This window comes from Streptomyces sp. NPDC015661 (assembly GCF_043077765.1).
Classification (GTDB): Bacteria; Actinomycetota; Actinomycetes; order Streptomycetales; family Streptomycetaceae; genus Streptomyces.
Window position 1 is genome coordinate 66,044 of the sequence record NZ_JBIBST010000013.1, and the last position, 18,061, is coordinate 84,104.

The window sequence follows — 18,061 nt, forward strand, 5'->3', positions numbered from 1 at the left end:
CGAGAGGAGTGGACGCGTGGCTCACATTCCAGCCGATACTCGTCGCGAGCAGTTCATCGATGCGGCCGTGCGGGTCATCGCCCGAGACGGGGCGGCCGGCGCAACCACGCGGCGGATCGCCGAAGAGGCCAACGCTCCGCAGGCGTCGATGCACTACTGCTTCCAGACCAAGGAGAATCTGCTCCTCGCGGTCTTCGAGCACCTGTCAGAAAGTCTGCGGACCGATTCCGAGGGTGCGGCCGCCGAGGAGGCAGGCCTCGCGCGGACCGCCGAGCGTTTGCTGACCCGCACCATGCGGTACGCCGTCGACCATCTCGACCAGACCCGGGCTACGTTCGCGATCGCCATGTGGGCGCAGAGCACCAACCCGGAGCTCGCGGTCCGCATGTACGGCATGTTCCTCACGGGCTGGCAGGACGTGCTGGGCTCGGACAGGGAGACGGCATCGAACGAGGAGATCGCGTCCGTGACCCGCATGGTCGTCACCCTGGCCGACGGCCTGTCGATGCAGCTGCTCACGGATGGCGACCGGGATCGTACGATGCGCGACACGGCGAACGCGTGCGTGATGCTGAGCACCTTCGTGGAAACCTTGCTTCGCCGGTCGGCATGACCGGCGAAGCGGGCCGGAGCTCCTCGGCGAGCGCGAGTTCGGCCCCGCGATGCAGGTCGCACGTGCAGAGCGGTCTCCCGCATTTGCGACGGCTCATCAGGCACGTCGGCATCCGGTCGGCATGAGTCGCCGGGCGTTCCCGAGGGATTGCCTGTACCGGAGCCGGTGGCGGCGCGAAAGCGCAGGTAGGAAGCCGTCTCGCCCGACCGGAGCGATGTTCCTCACAGACATCGGACGGGGGCGTCGGTGTAAGGTCGAGGACGCCCTTGACCTGCAGAAAGCAGGCAGGGAGCCGTCTTGGAGGAGTCCATAGTGCTGCGCACCATGTTCAAGTCGAAGATCCACCGCGCCACCGTGACCCAGGCCGACCTGCATTACGTCGGTTCCGTCACCATCGACGCGGAGCTGATGGAGGCCGCCGACCTGTTGCCCGGCGAGCTGGTCCACATCGTCGACATCGACAACGGAGCCCGCCTCGAGACCTATGTCATCGAGGGCGAGCGCGGCTCCGGCGTCATCGGGATCAACGGCGCCGCCGCCCACCTCGTGCACCCCGGCGACCTGGTGATCCTCATCAGCTACACGCAGCTCGAGGACGCGGAGGCGCGCAGCTTCGTGCCGCGCGTCGTGCACGTCGACGGCGACAACCGCATCGTCGAGCTCGGGAGCGACGCGTCCGCGCCCGTCCCCGGCAGCGACACGGTCCGCGGCCCGCACGCCGTGCCCGCCCAGGTCTGAGCCGCCCGGCCGCCCGGCTCCTCCCCGAGGGGCCGGGTGATCCGGCGGGCGGGGCCGGTACGGCGGGGCCACCCTGGAAGGGGAGCCCCCGTGCACCCCGTGAGGCCCCGCGCGGCGGATCCCGCGCGCCAGGGGGCTCCGTCGACCGGGAGGTCCGTCATGACCCACCCTTCCCCCGATCCGCTGCCGCCGTCGCCGATCCCGCCGCCGGTTCCCGCGCCGCCGCCCGTGCCCCCGCCCAACCCGGTGCCGGTCCCGCCGGATCCCTCGCCCACGCCCGTGCCCCAGCCGGGCGGGCCCGTACCGGAACCCGAACCTCAGCCCGAACCCGGCCCCGCCGGCGGGTGACCGGATTCAACCCCGAGGTGACACAAGGCGCTTGAGGTTTCGCGCGGGCCCTTGTCACGGAGCGTGCACCACCCCTAACTTGGACGGCTGCTGCTGTGTTCAAGGGGGGCCCATGGCCGTACGCGGACGTCACCGCCGCCACCAGCCGAGCCGGATCAACCGTGCCTCGCTCACCGTCACGGCGGGAGGCGCCGGCATGGCGCTGCCGCTGATCGGCGCGGGCGCCGCACAGGCCGCCTCGCTCGACGTCTGGGAGAAGGTCGCGTCCTGCGAGTCCTCCTCCAGCTGGCACATCAACACGGGCAACGGCTACTTCGGCGGCCTCCAGTTCACCCAGTCCACCTGGGAGCGGTACGGCGGCACGCACTACGCCCCGCGCGCCGACCTCGCCTCCAAGGACCAGCAGATCGCGATCGCCGAGCGCGTCCTCAAGGGCCAGGGTCCCGGCGCCTGGCCGTCCTGCGGCCCCCGCGCGGGGCTCGCCCGGGGCGGCGAGACGTCCGACGCCACGCCGCGGCGCGCCGCGGCGGCCGAGCCGGGCGGCGCTGGGAACGCCGTCCGCACGGCCTCCCTGCCCGGGCAGCGCCTCCTGCCCGAACAGGCGGCGCGGAGCGCGAGCCCGACGACCGTGCCCACCGTGCGCGAGATGTACACGGTGACGCCCGGCGACTCCCTCTCGAAGATCGCCCGGGACGAGCACGTCGACGGCGGCTGGCAGCGCCTGTACGAGACCAACCGGCAGGTCGTCGGCGACGACCCCGATCTCATCCTCCCCGGCCAGCGCCTGACCCTGCGCATGACGGCGCCGAAGAAGACCGCCGAGAAGGCCGTGGAGACGGAGAAGGCCACGCCGAAGGCCGCGCAGAAGGCCGTCCCGCGACCGGCCGGGGCCACGCCCCCCAGGACCGCACCTCCCGAGGCCGCCGAGCCCCGGACCGGGGTGACCGCCAAGCCCTCCCACAAGCCCGCGCCGAGGCCCGCGGCCAAGACCCCGAAGCCCGCCGCCAAGCCGGCCCCCAAGCCCGCCGCCAAGCCGGCCCCCAAGCCCGCCGCCAAGCCGGCCCACAAGACCGCGCCCAAGCCCGCCACCAGGTCGTCCGCCGACAGCTACTCCGCGCCCGTCTCCGCCGACATCGGCACCCGGTACGGCACCCGGGGTTCCTCCTGGTCCAGCGGCTACCACACCGGAGTCGACTTCCCCGTGCCCACCGGCACCTCCGTCAAGGCCGTGGCGGGCGGCCGGGTCGTCTCCGCCGGGTGGGGCGGCGCGTACGGCTACCAGATCGTCCTGCGCCACGACGACGGCCGCTACAGCCAGTACGCGCACCTCTCCGCCCTCACCGTCCGCGAGGGCCAGCGCGTGCACGCCGGTCAGCGCATCGCCCGCTCAGGATCGACCGGCAACAGCTCGGGACCGCACCTCCACTTCGAGGTCCGGACGGGTCCCGGGTACGGCTCCGACATCGACCCCCTGGCGTACCTCAGGGCGCGCGGAGTCTCCGTCTGAGGCGGGCGCGTCCGGCGCCGATGACACCGACAGCGACTCCGGCGGGACCGCCATGCGGTCGAGCGTGAGCTGGACGAGGCCGCCCGCGGCGACCACGCCGCAGATCAGCGCGGCGACGGTGCCCGCCGCGCCGTAGCGGAAGCTCTCGCCGAAGAGCGTGACGCCGACCGCCGCCGCGACCACCGGGTTCACCACCGTGACGGTGGCCAGCGGGGCGGCGAGGCCCGCGCCCCGGTACGAGGCCTGGGAGAGCAGCAGGCCGGTCACCGCGAACGCGGAGAGCACGAGCAGCCCGGTCCACTCGGCGAGCGGGGCCGAGGGCGTCCACTCCTCGGCCACCGACTTCGTGAGGACCGAGGCCATGCCGAAGGAGACGCCCGCGGCCGCGGCGAGCACGACGCTGCGCAGGACGGACCGGCCCACCAGGTGCGCGACGGTGAACAGGACGGCCACCGCGCCGAAGGTGGTGCCCGCCAGCAGCCACCGTTCCCCGTCGGAGAGGGAACGGGCCTCGGCGCCGGTGGTGAGGCTCAGCAGCCCGGCGAGGCCCACCGTGGCCATCAGGGCGCCGCGCCAGGCCCGCCGCCCGGCCCTGCGGCCGACGAACAGGGCGGCCATGGGCAGCGCGAAGACGATGGTGAGCGCACCCAGCGGCTGGACCAGGCTCAGCGGCCCGTACGCGAGGGCGGCGACGTGCAGGGTCGCACCGACGCCGTTCAGTACGACGGACACCCACCAGGCAGGGCTGCGCAGCGGCGCGTAGCGCGGACCGGCGGCGGATGCCGCGACGCGCTCCTGCACGATCGCCGCGGCCGCGTAGGCGACCGCGGAGGCCAGGGCCAGGGCGACGGACAGCATGAGTGGACTCATACCTTCCACGATCTCTCCGATCGGCCGTTCGCGTCGTCGTACCAGGGGACGGATTCGCGGGTACCACCGACGCAGTACACGGCCCCCGCGTACGCCTCCGGATGTACGCCCGCGCAGGTCGGAAGGGGTGCAAAGGGTCCTTTCCGCCCGGATCGCAGCGGCTCGGGAGGGCCCTCGGAAGACTTTCGAGAAGTTACGGTGGGGCCGACGACAGTACTTCTGGGCGGGGGCGTACGCATGGGACTCGGCGCGAGCGGCGACACCGGATCGCCCGGCGGCTTCTTCGTCCTGCGGACCACCGCCCCGGCGACCGGCGGCGCGCACCGTCCGCTCGCCCGCCTGTACGCGGGGGAGTACGGCCCCCTCACCGCGCGCGTGGACCACGTCACCGCCCGGCTCGGCGCCCCCGAGCGGCGTGTCGGGGCCTCCGTCGCCCACCTTGGGCTCGCCGCCCGGCTCTGGTCCACCGCCCTCGGCCCCGCCGCGCTCCACGGCCGCTTCCCCGCCCTCGACCCCACCGGACTTCACTGGGACGGGTCGCTGACCGCACCCGACGACCTGTGGTGGGCCGGCACCGAGACCCGCCCCGGGACCGTGGACGAGCTGCGAGCGGCCGTCCTCGACGCCCATCTCGTCCCGCTGCACGCGGCACTGCGCCGCGACGGGAACATCTCCCCGCGGCTCCTGTGGGGCAATGCCGGCTCCGCCCTCGCCGGCGCGCTGCGCGAGCTGATCCGCTGGGCGCGCGCCCACGGGCGTCCGGAGGCGGCCGAGCGGGCCGCCGCCCTGGTCTCCGGACTCCTGGACCACCCGGACCTCGCGGGGACGGTCCGCGGCCCCCGGCTGCGGCGCACCACCTGCTGCCTCTACTACCGCGCCCCGGGCGCGGGGCTGTGCGGCGACTGTGTCTTCGACCACGCCCCCCGAACGGGTTTGGAGGCGCGGCCCCCCGCTCCGTAAAGTTGGGTCTTTGAATGCCCGCGAGCGGCGACACATGCCCGCGAGCGGCGACGACACGAGCGAACGAGGAACCCGAAGGCCATGACGGTGACCGAAGAAACCCAGGAGTACGGGCCGGGCATCGACCCCGAGCGCCTGGCCGTCTGCCTGAGCGTCCTCGACGAGCTCGACAAGATCGACGTCGACCACCCGGACGCGATCACCGTCCGGCGCGCCACCGCCGGGATCTACCGGACCGTGAAGCAGCGCCGCCGCCAGGAGCGCCGGGCCGCGAAGACCGCGAACGACAAGGCGGTCACCGAGGCCACGGCCACCGGCTCCGCGCAGCGCATCGACGACGAGACCGAGGGCCTGCTGCCCTCCTCGGTCACCGAGGAGGGGCGGATCGCGGGGATACTCCAGCGCCCGCGCTCCTGCTACGTCTGCAAGACGCGGTTCGTCGAGGTCGACTACTTCTACCACCAGCTCTGCCAGCCGTGCGCGGCGCTGAACCGGGCCAAGCGCGACGCCAGCGCCGACCTCACCGGCAAGCGCGCGCTGCTCACCGGCGGCCGGGCGAAGATCGGCATGTACATCGCGCTGCGGCTGCTGCGCGACGGTGCGCACACCACCATCACGACCCGCTTCCCCAAGGACGCCATCCGCCGCTTCAAGGCGATGGAGGACTCCGCGGACTGGATGCACCGCCTGGAGGTCGTCGGCATCGACCTGCGCGACCCCGCGCAGGCCGTCGCGCTCGCCGACCAGATGACCGAGGCCGGCCCGCTCGACATCCTCATCAACAACGCGACGCAGACCGTGCGCCGCCTGCCCTCCGCGTACGCCGCGCTCGTCGAGGGCGAGACGGCACCACTGCCCGCCGGCGAGCTGCCCGCCCACCACGTGATCGGCGCGTTCAACTCGGGCGCGGTCGGCGAGCTCGTCGGATCGTCCGAGCTGCCCGTCGGCGTGCGCGACCTGGAGGCGCAGCAGGTCGCCGACCTCGCCCTGGTCGCCGGCAACGCCAGCCTGGCGCGGCACCTCGACGGCACCGCCATCGACGCGGGCGGCCTCGTGCCCGACGTCGTCGACACCAACACCTGGGTGCAGAGCATCGAGCAGATCTCCCCGGTGGAGCTCCTCGAGACGCAGCTGTGCAACTACACGGCGCCGTTCATCCTGATCAGCAAGTTGCGGCCGGTGATGGCCGAGGCGGCGAAGAAGGCGGCCAGCGGCCGGGCCTACGTCGTGAACGTGTCGGCGATGGAGGGCGTCTTCAGCCGCGGCTACAAGGGCGCCGGCCACCCGAACACCAACGCCGCGAAGGCCGCGATGAACATGGTGACGCGGACCAGCGGCCAGGAGATGTTCGAGACCGACGGCATCCTCATGACCTCGGTGGACACCGGCTGGATCACCGACGAGCGCCCGCACTACGACAAGCTGCGCCTCGCCGAGGCCGGTTTCCACGCCCCGCTGGACCTCGTCGACGGCGCGGCCCGGGTGTACGACCCGGTCGTGCGCGGCGAGGCGGGCGAGGACCTGTACGGCTGCTTCCTGAAGGACTACGCCCCCGCCAACTGGTAGTCGACGCCCAGGGGGTGTCCGGACACCCCCTACCGCGTGTCCCGCGGTCCTGACAAGAGCGCCCCACCGGCCCGGTGGGGCGTTTTTTCGGCTCCGTTCACTCGATCGCATCACACTTTGGAGCCCGGTAGAGCGCAGGCGTGCTCATTTGGTTAATGTGAGGCACACGGTCGGCCACCGAGGAGACACACATTCCTCACGGCCTTCCCGGGACTGGCCTGCCACCAAGGCCGCGGTCCCGCCACCAACGGCGCCACCGCGACCGCCCGGCACCTTCCCACATTGACGCGACACAAAGGAGTGCGCGGTGACACCCGAACTGACGAAGCAGGAACCGCGGCCGGCCGAACGCAACGAGCGGCCCCGCCGCAACGGCGAGCTCGGCAGCCTCGACGTGTGGGCCCACGCGGCCCCGATCCGGCTCGCGGGTTACGAGGAGGACCTCGCCGAGCCCCACATCCTGCCCGGCATCGACTGATCCCAGTGCTTCACCCCGGGTGCCCCCGGCCGTTCGCGGTCCGGGGGCACCGGTGCGTTCAGCGGGAGGTGCCGCTCGGTTCCCGCAGGCGGATCGGCGGCAGGTACTCCCGTACCAGCGTCCGGTGCCACCAGGCCCCGGTCTCCCGGAGCTCGCGCCAGGTCGTGTACCGGTAGCGGTAGAGCCGGGCGCGGACGAGGGCCGGCGGCGCGTCCGGGAACGGATTGCGGGCGAGCAGGCGCAGGGTGTCCCGGTCGTTCTCGAGCAGCCGCTCGACGAAGGGCCCGAACCACTCGCGCGCGTACCCGGGGGAGAGCGCGGCGAACCACATCAGCCAGTCGAGCCGCAGGTGGTACGGGGCGAACTGGCGGGGCATCCGGCGCGGATCGCCCGGCTTCCCCTTGAAACCGTACTCCCGCCACACCGTGCCCGGACGCGGCACCGGCTCGTCGGTGCCCTCGACGACGATCTCGTCCCGGATCCGGCCGACGGTGCCGAAGGCGCCATAGCTGTTGACCAGGTGGTACGGGTCGTACGAGCGGTTCATCGCCTGGTGCTTGGAGAGCAGGTTGCGCGCCGGGCGGTAGCTCCGCACCAGGAGGAAGGCGGTCATCGCGACGACCACGACCACGTACCAGAGCGGCGGATCCGGCTGGGGGTGCTCGCCGACGACCGGGGAGGCGTCCACGACGGAGAGCGCGAGCACGATCGTGAGCCAGTTCAGCCAGGCGAAGTTGCCGGAGAGGACGAGCCACAGCTGGGTCGCCACCATCAGTCCGGCCGCGACCGTGGCCACCGGCTGCGGGGTGAAGATCAGGAACGGGACGAACAGCTGGACGACATGGTTGGCGGCCACCTCGACCCGGTGCAGCGGGCGGGGCAGGTGGTGGAAGAACCAGCTCAGCGGGCCGGGCATCGGCTGGGTCTCGTGGTGGTGGTAGAGGCAGGTCAGGTTCCGCCAGCAGGGATCGCCGCGGATCTTGATGAGCCCGGCGCCGAACTCGACCCGGAAGAGCAGCCAGCGCAACAGGAACAGGACGAGGACGGGCGGGCCGGTGTCGTCGTTGCCGAGGAGGACGGCGAGCATCCCGGTCTCCAGGAGCAGCGACTCCCAGCCGAAGGAGTACCAGGTCTGGCCCACGTTCACGATCGACAGGTACAGCCCCCACAGGACCAGCCAGAGCAGCATCGAGACCGGCAGCGGCACGGCGTCCCCGGCGCCCGCGACGAGCGCGAGCGCGAGGGCGGCGCCGGACCGGCTGACGGTGGCGAAGAGGCGGTCGGAGTAGCGCCAGTGGAAGAGCGAGGGGGTGTGGCGCGGGCTGGTCCGGCGCACGTACTCCGGTACGGGGAGCATGCCGCGCTCGCCGATCAGCGCCCGGAACTGGAGGGCTGCCGACAGGAACGCCACGCAGTACAGCCCGGCGAGGCCCCGCTGGAAGACGATCCGGCTCAGCCACAGGTCGGGTGCGGTGAACCACTCCATCGCTACCAGTATCGGCCCGGGATCAGGTCCTGACGAGACGCGCGAGGGTCCGGCCGAGGCGGCGGGCGTACGCGTGCTGGAGCCGTGGGACCACGGGCCCGGCGAGCCGGGTGTACCAGGTGGCGGGCCGGCTGAAGGCGGTGACCGTGAAGCGGACCGCGCCGTCGGGCTCCAGCGTGACGACGAAGGACTCCTCGCCGCACTCCGCGTGCCCGGTCAGGGTGCCGTAGGCGAAGCCGGTGCGGTCCTCCTCGTACGCCGTCCAGATCACCGAGCAGGGGACGCCGAACCGGAGCGGGCCGGCGCCGAGCGACACCTCGAGGCGGACGCCGGGCTCGGCCCGGTCGGCGTCGGCGTGGACGCCCGCCCCGGACGCGCGGTGCATCCGCCAGGTGGTGACGGCCGCCCCGGCGGCCTCGAAGGCGGCCCTGCCGTGGCCGACGACCGCGCTGTGCCGCAGGTGGTGGTAGCCCTCCGGGAGGGCTTCGGGGGTGCGGGTGACGCCGACCTCGGGGTAGGTGAGGCCCGGTCGGCGGCGGGCGGGCCGGGAGAGGCTGTTCAGCAGACTGGTCATGCCGGGAGCTCCGTTCGCGGGCGGGGGGTCGGGAGGGTCGGTATCGTGCGGTCGGTCCGCAGGCGGCGCCGGGCGAGGAGCGCGCAGACGGCGAAGCCGAGGGCGTTGCCCAGGCCGTGCGTGGCGGCCGTCCAGGTCAGGGAGAGGTGCGGGAGGCCGGTCGCCTCGCCGAGCGCCCAGCTGAGCGCGAGCAGCATGGTGACGGCGAGGACCAGGGCCGAGACGGCGAGGAGGCCCCGGGTGAACCGGTCGGCGGCGAGCTCGCGGCGCTCGCGCAGGGTCAGCACGGAGACCGCGGCCATGCCGGCCGTCAGGACGACGGCCCCCGCGAGTTCGGCCCAGTCGTCGACGAAGTAGCCGAGCAGGACGAGCAGGGTGCCGGCGGGGACGCTGAGCGCGGCCACGCGGGCGGCGGGACCGTCGGAGGTACGGCTGACGAGCCCGGCGACCAGGGCCGCGGCGAAGCCGGCGAAGTGGAAGTGCGGGACGGTCAGCGCGAGGAGGTCCAGGTCGAAGCCGAACAGCGGGTACGAGGCCCGCTCGGCGACGAGCGCCAGGCCGGCGACGGAGGGCGCCACGAGGGCCGAGAGGACGGCGATCTCGCTCGGCCGGAGCGAGCGGGTCAGCATCAGCCGGGCGGGGGCCTGGAGCGCGAGCGCCAAGGTGGCGAGGGCGTAGACGGCGGCGAGGGCGGTGGAGAGTCCGGACCGTGGCAGCCAGAGTGCCACGGCTCCCGGGACGGCGAGCAGGGGCCAGGCGCGCCGGAGCGGGTCCCAGGCGGGTGGCCGGGGGCCGTCGAGGAGCGCGAGCCCCGTCGGTACGACCCAGAACATGCCGATCATCACGACCGAACTCACCAGGACCGACAGCGCGGTCATACGCCAGCACCCCCCACTTGAACACGTTCAACCGGCGAGTCGAGCGTAGAGCCTTTCTTGAACGTGTTCAAGTCTCCGGTCGACGGACCCGGTCGGCTGCGCTCCGCTTGCGGGCCGGTACGCACTGCGACAGACATGAGGGACTGGCCGCAAACCGGGCGCCGGTCCCGGGGAGAGAAAGTCGGGAGAACCAGGTGCGCTCATCCCCCCGCCGGACGCGGCGAACCGGTCTCGCCGCCGCGCCGCTCGTCTCCGCCCTGCTGCTCACGGGCTGCTCCTCCGTGTGGGAGGGCGCCGCCGGCGAACCCGCCGCGGCCCCCGTCCAGGAGGACGTCTTCCTCCAGCCCCTCGGCGCCCACGGCCCCGACCCCTTCACCGAATCCACCGTCCGGAACACCGCACCGCCCGCCGCCCCGAACCGGCAGCCGGAAGAGGGCGCCCAGCAGGTCCGGGAGGTCACCGGCTCCACACCCGGCCTCTACGGCGGCACGCGCGCGGTCGGCAGCTGCGACGTCGAACGGCAGGTTGCCCTCCTGGCCGCGGACCGGACCAAGACGCACGCCTTCGCCGAAGCCGCCGGCATCCCCGAGTCCCATGTCACCGACTGGCTCCGCGGGCTCACCCCGGTCGCCCTGCGCGCCGACACCCGTGTCACGAACCACGGCTACCGCGAGGGCAAACCGCGCGCCTTCCAGGCCGTCCTGCAGACCGGTACGTCGGTCCTCGTCGACCAGTACGGCGCCCCGCGCGTCCGCTGCGCCTGCGGCAACCCCCTCCGCACACCCGCCGCCGACCGGAGCGGCATCCACCAGGGCGAGGCCTGGGACGGCTTCGACCCCGACCGCGTGATCACCGTCCGCCCCACCAGCTCCGTCGTCACCAGCCTGGTCATCGTGAACACCACCGACCACACCTGGATCGAGCGGCAGACCGGCAGCGACGGGGCCGAGGACCGGAAGCCCGACGTGGAGCCGGCCTGCGACCCCGACACCTGCGCCCTCGCCGGCACCGGCACGCCCGACCCGAACACCCCCGGCCGCCCCACCTCCCCGGACCCCGACTCCCCGGCGCCCGTGCCGCCCCCGCCCGGCTCCACGGACCCCCTCCGGCCCGCCCCCACCGTTCCGCACCAGGACGTCCCCGACCCGTCGGGGACCGGCGGCACGAGCACCGATCCGACGGCCCCGACCGCCCCCGATCCGTCCACGGACCCGTACCCCGACCCGTACACCGAGCCCGTACCCGACCCGTTCGGGGAACTCCCCACCGTCCCCGACGGCGAACTGCCGCCCGACGAGCTCTTCCCGGCCGGCGCGGTGCCCGACCAGCCGGAGACCTTCCAAGGGTGAAACGGATCTTCCTGGTGCGGCGGGGCGGGGCTGCGCCTAGCGTGGCCCCATGAATGCGGGCAGCGGGGGCGGGGAGGCGATCGCGCGGCTCGGCCGTGCGCCGGAGGAGCAGGGGACCGGCACGCGGATCCTGGCCGACTACGGCGCCGCCTTCCGGATGGGCGGCTTCGACTGGGACCTGCTCAACGGCACCATGACCATGGACGCCGCCGCCCTCGACGTCTTCGACATGGACCCCGACGAGTACGACGGCCGACCCGAGAGCCTCGGCCCGCGCGTGCTGCCGGACGAGGGCCGCCGGCTCGACACCCTGGTGGCCCAGGCGCTCAAGGACGGCAGCGAGCAGTACGGCGCGTACTTCCGCATCCGGCGCCGCGACGGCAGCCACCAGTGGACGCACACCCAGGGTCTCGTCCACCGCGACGACACCGGCCGGCCCGTCCGCATCATCGGCATCCTGCGCGACGCCACCCACGAACTCACCGAGTCCGCCGCCCGGCTCGGCCTCGACGAAGGGCGCAGACAGCGCGCCGGGGTCGTCGAGGGCACCACCGCCGCCCTCGCCTACGCCCGGACCGTGCAGGACGTCATCGACCTGCTCAACGACTCGCACGCGCTCGAACACTTCGGCGCCGCCAGTCTCGTCATGGGGCTCCTCGAAGCCGGGCGCATCCATCTCGTCGCCGAGGGGCCCGACGGCGCCTTCGTACCGGGCACGCGGTTCACCCGGGTGGACGAGCCGTACCCGATGAGCGAGGTCATCCGGACCCTGCGCCCCCGGTTCATCGACTCGGCCCGGGACTTCGCCGACTCCTTCCCGGTGCTCTGGCCGCACATCAGCGGGCTCGGCATCACCGCCGCCGCCTATCTGCCGCTCATCGCCCAGGCCCGGCCCATCGGCGCGCTCGGCCTGCTCTACAGCGACAGGACCGGCTTCAGCGAGGACGAGCGGACCCTGCTCGTCGCCCTCGGCAGCAGCATCGCCCAGAGCCTCCAGCGGGCCATGCTCTACGAGCAGGAGCACGACCTCGCCGAAGGGCTCCAGCAGGCGATGCTGCCGCGCCGGATCCCCGAGGTGCCCGGCGCCCAGACGGCCGTCCGCTACCGCTCGGCCCGCCTCGGCCGGGACATCGGCGGCGACTGGTACGACGTCATCGCCCTGCCCGGCGGCCGGGTCGGCTGCGTCATCGGCGACGTGCAGGGCCACGACACCCACGCGGCGGCCGTCATGGGCCAGCTGCGGATCGTGCTCCGCGCCTACGCCGCCGAGGGCCACCCCCCGGCGACGGTCATGGCCCGGGCCTCCGTCTTCCTCCATGAACTCGACACCGAACGCTTCGCCACCTGCACCTACGCGGAGGTCGACCTCGGCACCGGGGTCGTCCAGGTGGTGCGCGCCGGCCATGTCGACCCGCTGATCCGGGAAGTCGACGGCCGCTGCCGCAGACTCCCGGTGGAAGGCGGCCTCCCGCTCGGGCTCTCCGCGGAGTTCGGCCGCCTCGACTACCCGGTGACCACCCTGGAGCTGGACCCCGGCCAGACGCTGATGCTCTACACCGACGGACTCGTGGAGAAACCCGGCGCCGACCTCGACGAGGGCCTCCAGTGGCTCTCCTCGCTCGTCCGGCGCGGCCCCGCCGACCTCCAGCACCTCGCCGACCACCTGTGCGACGTCGTCGCCGAGCGGGGCGGCGAGGACGACGTCGCGATCCTGCTGCTGCGCCGCCACGGCACGTACCACCCGCAGGGCACCGGGCGCTTCCAGCAGCACGTCGCCCAGAACGACCCGGAGGCGCTGAGCTCCGCCCGGCACATGATCCGGGCCGCCGTCCGGGCCTGGGGGGCGGGGGAGCGCGCCGACGAGATCGAACTGGTCGCCGACGAGCTGATGACCAACGCCCTGATGCACACGGACGGCGGCGCGATCGTGACCCTGCGGATCCTCACCGGGCCCCCGAGGCGGCTTCGGGTGGAGGTGGAGGACCGGTCCAGCGCCCTGCCCCGGCGCCGCGAGGCCGGGGACGCCGGAGTGTCGGGACGCGGGCTGCTCCTGGTCGACCGGCTCTCCGACGCGTGGGGCGTGGAGTCACGGGGCGGCGGCAAGTGCGTGTGGTGCGAGTTCACCGTGGAGCGCTGAACTTGTTAACTGAGCGTGAACTGATCGTACTTGACCGTAACTGACGGTACGCGATTGACTTCGGCCATCGGTCTCACCGCGCAGGACAACCCACCGGTCTCACCGCGCAGGACAAGAGGACAACGTGAGCAGCGAGCTACTGGCACCCCTGGACCTGGCCTTCTGGCACCTCGAATCCACCGAACACCCCCTGCACCTCGGAGCCCTCGCCCACTTCGGCCCACCGCCCACCACCGCCGGGAACGAACCGGCCGACATCCTCGGACTCCTCGCCCGCCGCGCCGCGGCCGTGCCCCGCCTCCGGATGCGCGTCCGCGACGTCCTGTTCCCCGTCGGCGGCGCCGCCTGGAGCGCCGACCCCGACTTCGACGTACGCCGGCACGTCCACGAGATCACCGTCCCCGGCACCGACTTCCCTGCCGAGACCGCCCGGCTCGCCGCCGAACTCATGGAACGCCCCGTCGCCCGAGGCCTCCCGCCCTGGGAGATGTACCTGCTCAGCGGCGCCCCCGACGGCTCCTTCGCCGTCCTCGTCAAACTCCACCACGCCCTCGCCGACGGCATGCGGGCCGTCGCCATCGGGGCCGGGATCTTCGACGAGATCGCCGCGGGACGACGCCCGTCGGGCCGCGCCCGGCCCGTCCCCCCGCGCTCCTGGCTCCCCGGCCCCGGCCGCCTCCTCGGCATCGCCCGCGACCGCCTCGGCGACCTCGGCCGGGCCGTCGAGGTCGGCGCCTCGGTCGTCGGCTCCTCCGTCGCCCGCGCGGGCCACCTCGACCCGCGCCCCACCACCCCGCTCGCCGCCGACTCCAGCGGCACCCGCCGGATCGCCACCGCCACCCTGCCCCTCGACCGCGTCCACCGGATCCGGCGCACCACCGGCGGCACCGCCAACGACGTCCTCCTCGCACTCGTCGCCGGCGCCCTGCGCCGCTGGTTCGACGGCCGCGACCTGCCCGTACCCGGCGCCGACCCCCGGGCCCTCGTCCCCGTCTCCCGCCGCCGCCCCGGCGGCCCGGCCGGACCCGGCAACAGCCTCTCCGGCTACCTCCTCGACCTGCCGGTCACCGAACCCGACCCGGCCGCCCGGCTCGCCGCCGTACGGGCCGCCATGGACCGCAACAAGGCCGCCGGACCCTTCCGGGGAGCGGGCGCCGTCGCCCTCCTCGCCGACCAACTGCACCCGCTCGCCCACCGCTTCGGCGCCCCCCTCGCCGCCGGAGCGGCCCGGCTCCTCTTCGACCTCCTGGTCACCCAGGTGCCGCTGCCACGCTCCGCGCTCTCCCTCGGCGGCGCACCGCTGCGCGCGCTCTTCCCCATGGCCCCGCTCGCCCGGGGCCAGGCCCTCGCCATCGCCATGTCCCCCTACGGCGGCCGGGTCCACATCGGCCTCGTCGCCGACGGGGCGGCCGTCCCCGACCTCGCCGCGCTCGCGGCCGCGCTCACCGCCGAACTCGACCTGCTCGACCCGCCGGACGCTACGGCGCGCACGTAGCGCCGGGGCGGACCTTCGTCAGCGAGACCAGGTACGCCTCGACCTTCTCGTCGACGCAGGTGTCACGGCCGTACCCGGTGTGGCCGGGTGCCCGGAAGGTCAGCAGCATGCCGCCGGGGAACTGGCGCGCCAGGCTCACCGCCTCCTCGTACGGTGTCGCCGGATCGCCCTCCGTGCCCACGACGAGGACCGGCGGAACGCCCGCCGCCCGCACCCGGTGCGGGCGCTGGGTGCCGGCCGGCCAGTCCTTGCAGACCAACTCGCCCGTCACACCCGACGTGCCGTACACCCCCGCGGCCTTGTCGGCGGGGGCCAGTGCGTCCCAGTAGGCCTGGGCGTCGCGCGGGTGGGGGACGTCGAGGCAGTTGACCGCGACGAGGGCCGCCTCGCTGTTGTCCTCGGGAACGTCGTTCGCGGGGGCTTCGGGGGCTTCTGTGGCTTCGGGGGAGCCTTCCTCGGAGTCGGAGTCGGAGTCGGAGTCGGAGTCGGAGTCGGAGTCGGAGTCGGCATCGGCATCGGCATCGGAGTCGGCGTCGGAGCCGGACTCCGTGGTCCCCTCGGCATCGGCGTCCGGTTGCTCCTCCTCGCCCGCCGCCAGGGCCGCCAGCTTCGTTCCGTCCCCGTCCCGCGCCGCGCGCAGCGCCTCTGACAGGCCCTCCCACTGCGCCTCCGGCGTGTACATGGAGAGGCTGAGCGCCTCGACCAGGCCCGCCGTGTCGAGCCCCTCCTCGGAGCCGTCGACCGTCAGCGGTTCACGCCGCGTCCATGCGAAGAGCCGGTCGATCAGGGCACGTATCTCCTCGGGCGACGCGCCGGGGCAGCCGTCGCCCACCACCTCGGCGCAGGAGTCGGCGTACTCCTCGACCGCGTCCCGGAACCCCGTCGACTGGCCCAGCGCGCGCTGCCGCCAGTCCAGGGACGGGTCGACCGCGCCGTCCAGGACCATCGCGCGGACGCGGCGCGGGAACTGCTCGGCGTACGAGGTGCCCAGGCTCGTGCCGTACGACCAGCCGACGTACGTCAGCCTGCGCTCGCCGAGGGCGGCCCTCAGCACGTCCAGGTCCCGCGCCGCGTCCTCCGTCCCCACGTGCGGCAGCAGCGGGCCGCTGGCCTTCCGGCAGGCGGCGGCCTGCGCCCGGGCACTCGCGAGGGCCTCGGCGCGCTCGGCGTCCGTACGGGGGTGGAGCGCCGTCCCGCCCTCGGCCTCGCCCTCGGTGTCGGTCCCGTCCGCGGTGCGGCAGGTCAGGGCCGGCTTGCTCCCGCCGACACCGCGGGGGTCGAAGGAGACGACGTCGAACCGCTCGCGCACGCCCCGGCCGATCTCGTCGGCGACGCCGTCCCGGACGAGCTTCGCGCCGGGCTCGCCCGGGCCGCCGGGGTTGAGGACGAGCGAGCCGACCCGCTTCCCGGGGAGCGCGGTGGCCGCCTTCGCCACCGGCAGCACGAAGGTCTTGCCGTCAGCGGGACGGGAGTAGTCCCTGGGCACCGTGAGCGTCGCGCACCGGACGTCGCCGCAGGGCCGCCAGGTGAGCTTCTGGCCGTAGAAGCGCGCCAGGTCGGGACGGGCCGCCGGGTCGGCGACGGCCGGGGGCCGCGCCCGGTTCCCGTCCTGGCCGGGTCCGGCCGTGCAGGCGGCCAGGGAGGTGGTGCCGAGGACGGCGAGGGCGAGGACGAGGGCCCGGCGGCGGGCGGTGGAGCGGAACACGGAAACTCCCCTGAGTGGTCGGTCCGGGGAAGGATCACGCAACGATGCTGAGGATTTGCTGAGGACGGTCCGTCGCGGACGGGGCCCCGGTCAGTCCGAGGTCGGCAGCCGCAGCACGAACCGCGCCCCGCCGGCCGCCGACCGCCCCGCCGTGAGGGTGCCGCCGTGCGCGTGGGCCACCCAGGCGGCGATGGACAGACCGAGGCCGGTGGAGCCCGCTCCGCTGCGGAACCGCTCGAACAGGGCGCCCGCCACCTCCGGAGGCAGGCCGGGTCCCGCGTCCTCGACCGTCAGCGTGCCGTCCCCGCCCACCGTGAGCAGCACGTCCGCCGGAACACCCGGCGCGTGGCCGTGCGCCAGCGCGTTGTCCAGCAGATTGCCGACGGCCCGGCGTACGAGATCGGGGTCGGCGACCACGACCGCCTCCTCGGCCTCGACCCGGACGCGGTGGCCCTCACCGGCGGACTCGTGCACCACGGCCTCCACCAGCTGGTCCAGACGCAGCGGCTGACGCGTCACCGCGGCCGTACCGGACATCAGTCGGGCCCGGGTGAGCAGCCCGTCGACGAGCCGGCCCATCCCCTCCGCGAGCCGCAGTGTGCGCCGGTGCACGTCCGCGCTGTCCGTCTCGCCGCGCAGCGCCGTCTCGGCGAGCGTCCGGAGCGAGGCGGCCGGGGTCCGCAGATCGTGCGCGGCATCCGCGAGGAAGGCCTCCTGCCGGTCGAGCGCCGCGAGCGCGGGCCGGACCGCGCGTCCCGACAGGACGTGGCCGACCGCGGCCGACAGCAGGACGAGCACCGCGCAGCCGCCCGCCGCCAGCCACACGAGCCGCCGGTGCTCGTCCCGCGGGGCGGTCGCGTCGGCCACCGTCACGAGCGCGCCCTGGGGCGCGGCGCCCTCGGCGGCCTCCGGCGCGTAGAAGGGCTGCGCGAACACACGGACCGGGCCGCCGCCCGTCGTACGCCCGTCGAAGGCCCGTACGCCGTCGGCCCGCACCGCCGCACGGCCCGCGTCCAGGACCACGTCCCGGCTCACGCTCAGGCACGGCCTCGCCGGCGCGTGCTCGACCGTCAGCGCGTCCGGGTCGTCCGCGTCCACGAGGAGCACGGTCAGCGGCGGGCAGGCGGTGTCCACCGAGTCCGCCAGGACGTCCAGGACGAGCCGGCCGTCCTCGTCGGTCTCCAGGAGCCCGAGGGCCCAGCTGGTGTCCGCGTCCATCGTGTGGTCGAGCTGCTCCCGCCAGCGGCCGCTGTCGCTGCGCACGGCGAGCGAGGCCATCGCGATCAGCCCCACGGCGCTGGTCAGCGCGAACAGCAGACTGATCCGCCGGCGCAGCCGCAGCACCCGGGCCGTCGGA

15 protein-coding genes are annotated in these 18,061 nt (G+C 74.0%); 9 read left to right on the plus strand and 6 right to left on the minus strand.

All coding sequences use genetic code 11. The annotated features are described in order from the left end of the window. Positions 1 to 16: 16 nt before the first annotated feature. The 3 genes from ACF07V_RS30915 to ACF07V_RS30925 all read left to right on the plus strand — a co-directional run bounded on the left by ACF07V_RS30915 (position 17) and on the right by ACF07V_RS30925 (position 3,206). Positions 17 to 613, plus strand: a complete 597-nt coding sequence (locus ACF07V_RS30915) for a TetR/AcrR family transcriptional regulator (RefSeq protein WP_392158988.1) — start codon at positions 17 to 19, stop codon at positions 611 to 613. 312 nt (positions 614 to 925) lie between these two features. Next, complete coding sequence (panD, locus tag ACF07V_RS30920) at positions 926 to 1,351, plus strand: aspartate 1-decarboxylase (protein ID WP_392159123.1); 426 nt, start codon at positions 926 to 928, stop codon at positions 1,349 to 1,351. Positions 1,352 to 1,811: 460 nt separating this feature from the next. Further along, the gene (locus tag ACF07V_RS30925; RefSeq protein WP_392158989.1) at positions 1,812 to 3,206 is read left to right on the plus strand and encodes a transglycosylase family protein; all 1,395 of its coding nucleotides are present in this window, start codon (positions 1,812 to 1,814) and stop codon (positions 3,204 to 3,206) included. Here the strand turns inward: ACF07V_RS30925 and ACF07V_RS30930 are convergent. Beyond that, a complete protein-coding gene (locus ACF07V_RS30930) occupies positions 3,087 to 4,076 on the minus strand; it encodes a DMT family transporter (protein ID WP_392158990.1) in 990 nt (329 codons plus the stop codon). The two genes, ACF07V_RS30925 and ACF07V_RS30930, sit on opposite strands and share 120 nt — an antisense overlap. Before the next feature lie 237 nt (positions 4,077 to 4,313). On the opposite strand from ACF07V_RS30930, the gene ACF07V_RS30935 reads away from it, so the two are divergent. From ACF07V_RS30935 to ACF07V_RS30945, 3 genes are all read left to right on the plus strand, one after another. Next, positions 4,314 to 5,036: a (2Fe-2S)-binding protein gene (locus ACF07V_RS30935; RefSeq protein WP_392158991.1), complete on the plus strand. Its 723-nt coding sequence runs from the start codon at positions 4,314 to 4,316 to the stop codon at positions 5,034 to 5,036. Between the two features lie 81 nt (positions 5,037 to 5,117). Then, positions 5,118 to 6,602 (plus strand): SDR family NAD(P)-dependent oxidoreductase, encoded by a 1,485-nt coding sequence (locus tag ACF07V_RS30940; protein ID WP_392158992.1) that lies wholly within the window; start codon positions 5,118 to 5,120, stop codon positions 6,600 to 6,602. A gap of 307 nt (positions 6,603 to 6,909) precedes the next feature. Beyond that, on the plus strand, positions 6,910 to 7,080 hold the full coding sequence (locus ACF07V_RS30945; protein WP_392158993.1) for a hypothetical protein: 171 nt from the start codon (positions 6,910 to 6,912) through the stop codon (positions 7,078 to 7,080). Between the two features lie 58 nt (positions 7,081 to 7,138). On the opposite strand, the gene ACF07V_RS30950 is transcribed toward ACF07V_RS30945, so the two are convergent. Genes ACF07V_RS30950 through ACF07V_RS30960 form a run of 3 tightly spaced genes read right to left on the minus strand, consistent with a single transcriptional unit; the run spans position 7,139 to position 10,009 of the window. After that, a complete protein-coding gene (locus ACF07V_RS30950) occupies positions 7,139 to 8,566 on the minus strand; it encodes a lipase maturation factor family protein (RefSeq protein WP_392158994.1) in 1,428 nt (475 codons plus the stop codon). A gap of 22 nt (positions 8,567 to 8,588) precedes the next feature. Further along, positions 8,589 to 9,140 carry a DUF1990 family protein gene (locus ACF07V_RS30955; protein WP_392158995.1) on the minus strand — a complete coding sequence of 184 codons (552 nt, stop codon included), beginning with the start codon at positions 9,138 to 9,140 and terminating at the stop codon, positions 8,589 to 8,591. Beyond that, positions 9,137 to 10,009: a YndJ family protein gene (locus ACF07V_RS30960; protein ID WP_392159124.1), complete on the minus strand. Its 873-nt coding sequence runs from the start codon at positions 10,007 to 10,009 to the stop codon at positions 9,137 to 9,139. The genes ACF07V_RS30955 and ACF07V_RS30960 overlap by 4 nt, the downstream gene beginning before the upstream one ends. A gap of 203 nt (positions 10,010 to 10,212) precedes the next feature. On the opposite strand from ACF07V_RS30960, the gene ACF07V_RS30965 reads away from it, so the two are divergent. The 3 genes from ACF07V_RS30965 to ACF07V_RS30975 all read left to right on the plus strand — a co-directional run bounded on the left by ACF07V_RS30965 (position 10,213) and on the right by ACF07V_RS30975 (position 14,999). Then, positions 10,213 to 11,367 (plus strand): DUF6777 domain-containing protein, encoded by a 1,155-nt coding sequence (locus ACF07V_RS30965; RefSeq protein ID WP_392158996.1) that lies wholly within the window; start codon positions 10,213 to 10,215, stop codon positions 11,365 to 11,367. A 157-nt stretch (positions 11,368 to 11,524) separates the two neighbouring features. Beyond that, positions 11,525 to 13,504 carry a SpoIIE family protein phosphatase gene (locus ACF07V_RS30970; protein WP_392159125.1) on the plus strand — a complete coding sequence of 660 codons (1,980 nt, stop codon included), beginning with the start codon at positions 11,525 to 11,527 and terminating at the stop codon, positions 13,502 to 13,504. A gap of 124 nt (positions 13,505 to 13,628) precedes the next feature. Next, the gene (locus ACF07V_RS30975; protein WP_392158997.1) at positions 13,629 to 14,999 is read left to right on the plus strand and encodes a wax ester/triacylglycerol synthase family O-acyltransferase; all 1,371 of its coding nucleotides are present in this window, start codon (positions 13,629 to 13,631) and stop codon (positions 14,997 to 14,999) included. Here ACF07V_RS30975 and ACF07V_RS30980 read toward each other — a convergent pair. Together ACF07V_RS30980 and ACF07V_RS30985 are read right to left on the minus strand one after the other, a co-directional pair. Continuing rightward, on the minus strand, positions 14,983 to 16,704 hold the full coding sequence (locus tag ACF07V_RS30980; RefSeq protein ID WP_392158998.1) for an alpha/beta fold hydrolase: 1,722 nt from the start codon (positions 16,702 to 16,704) through the stop codon (positions 14,983 to 14,985). The genes ACF07V_RS30975 and ACF07V_RS30980 overlap by 17 nt on opposite strands. Before the next feature lie 90 nt (positions 16,705 to 16,794). Beyond that, positions 16,795 to 18,048 carry an ATP-binding protein gene (locus tag ACF07V_RS30985; RefSeq protein ID WP_392158999.1) on the minus strand — a complete coding sequence of 418 codons (1,254 nt, stop codon included), beginning with the start codon at positions 18,046 to 18,048 and terminating at the stop codon, positions 16,795 to 16,797. Positions 18,049 to 18,061: the final 13 nt, after the last annotated feature.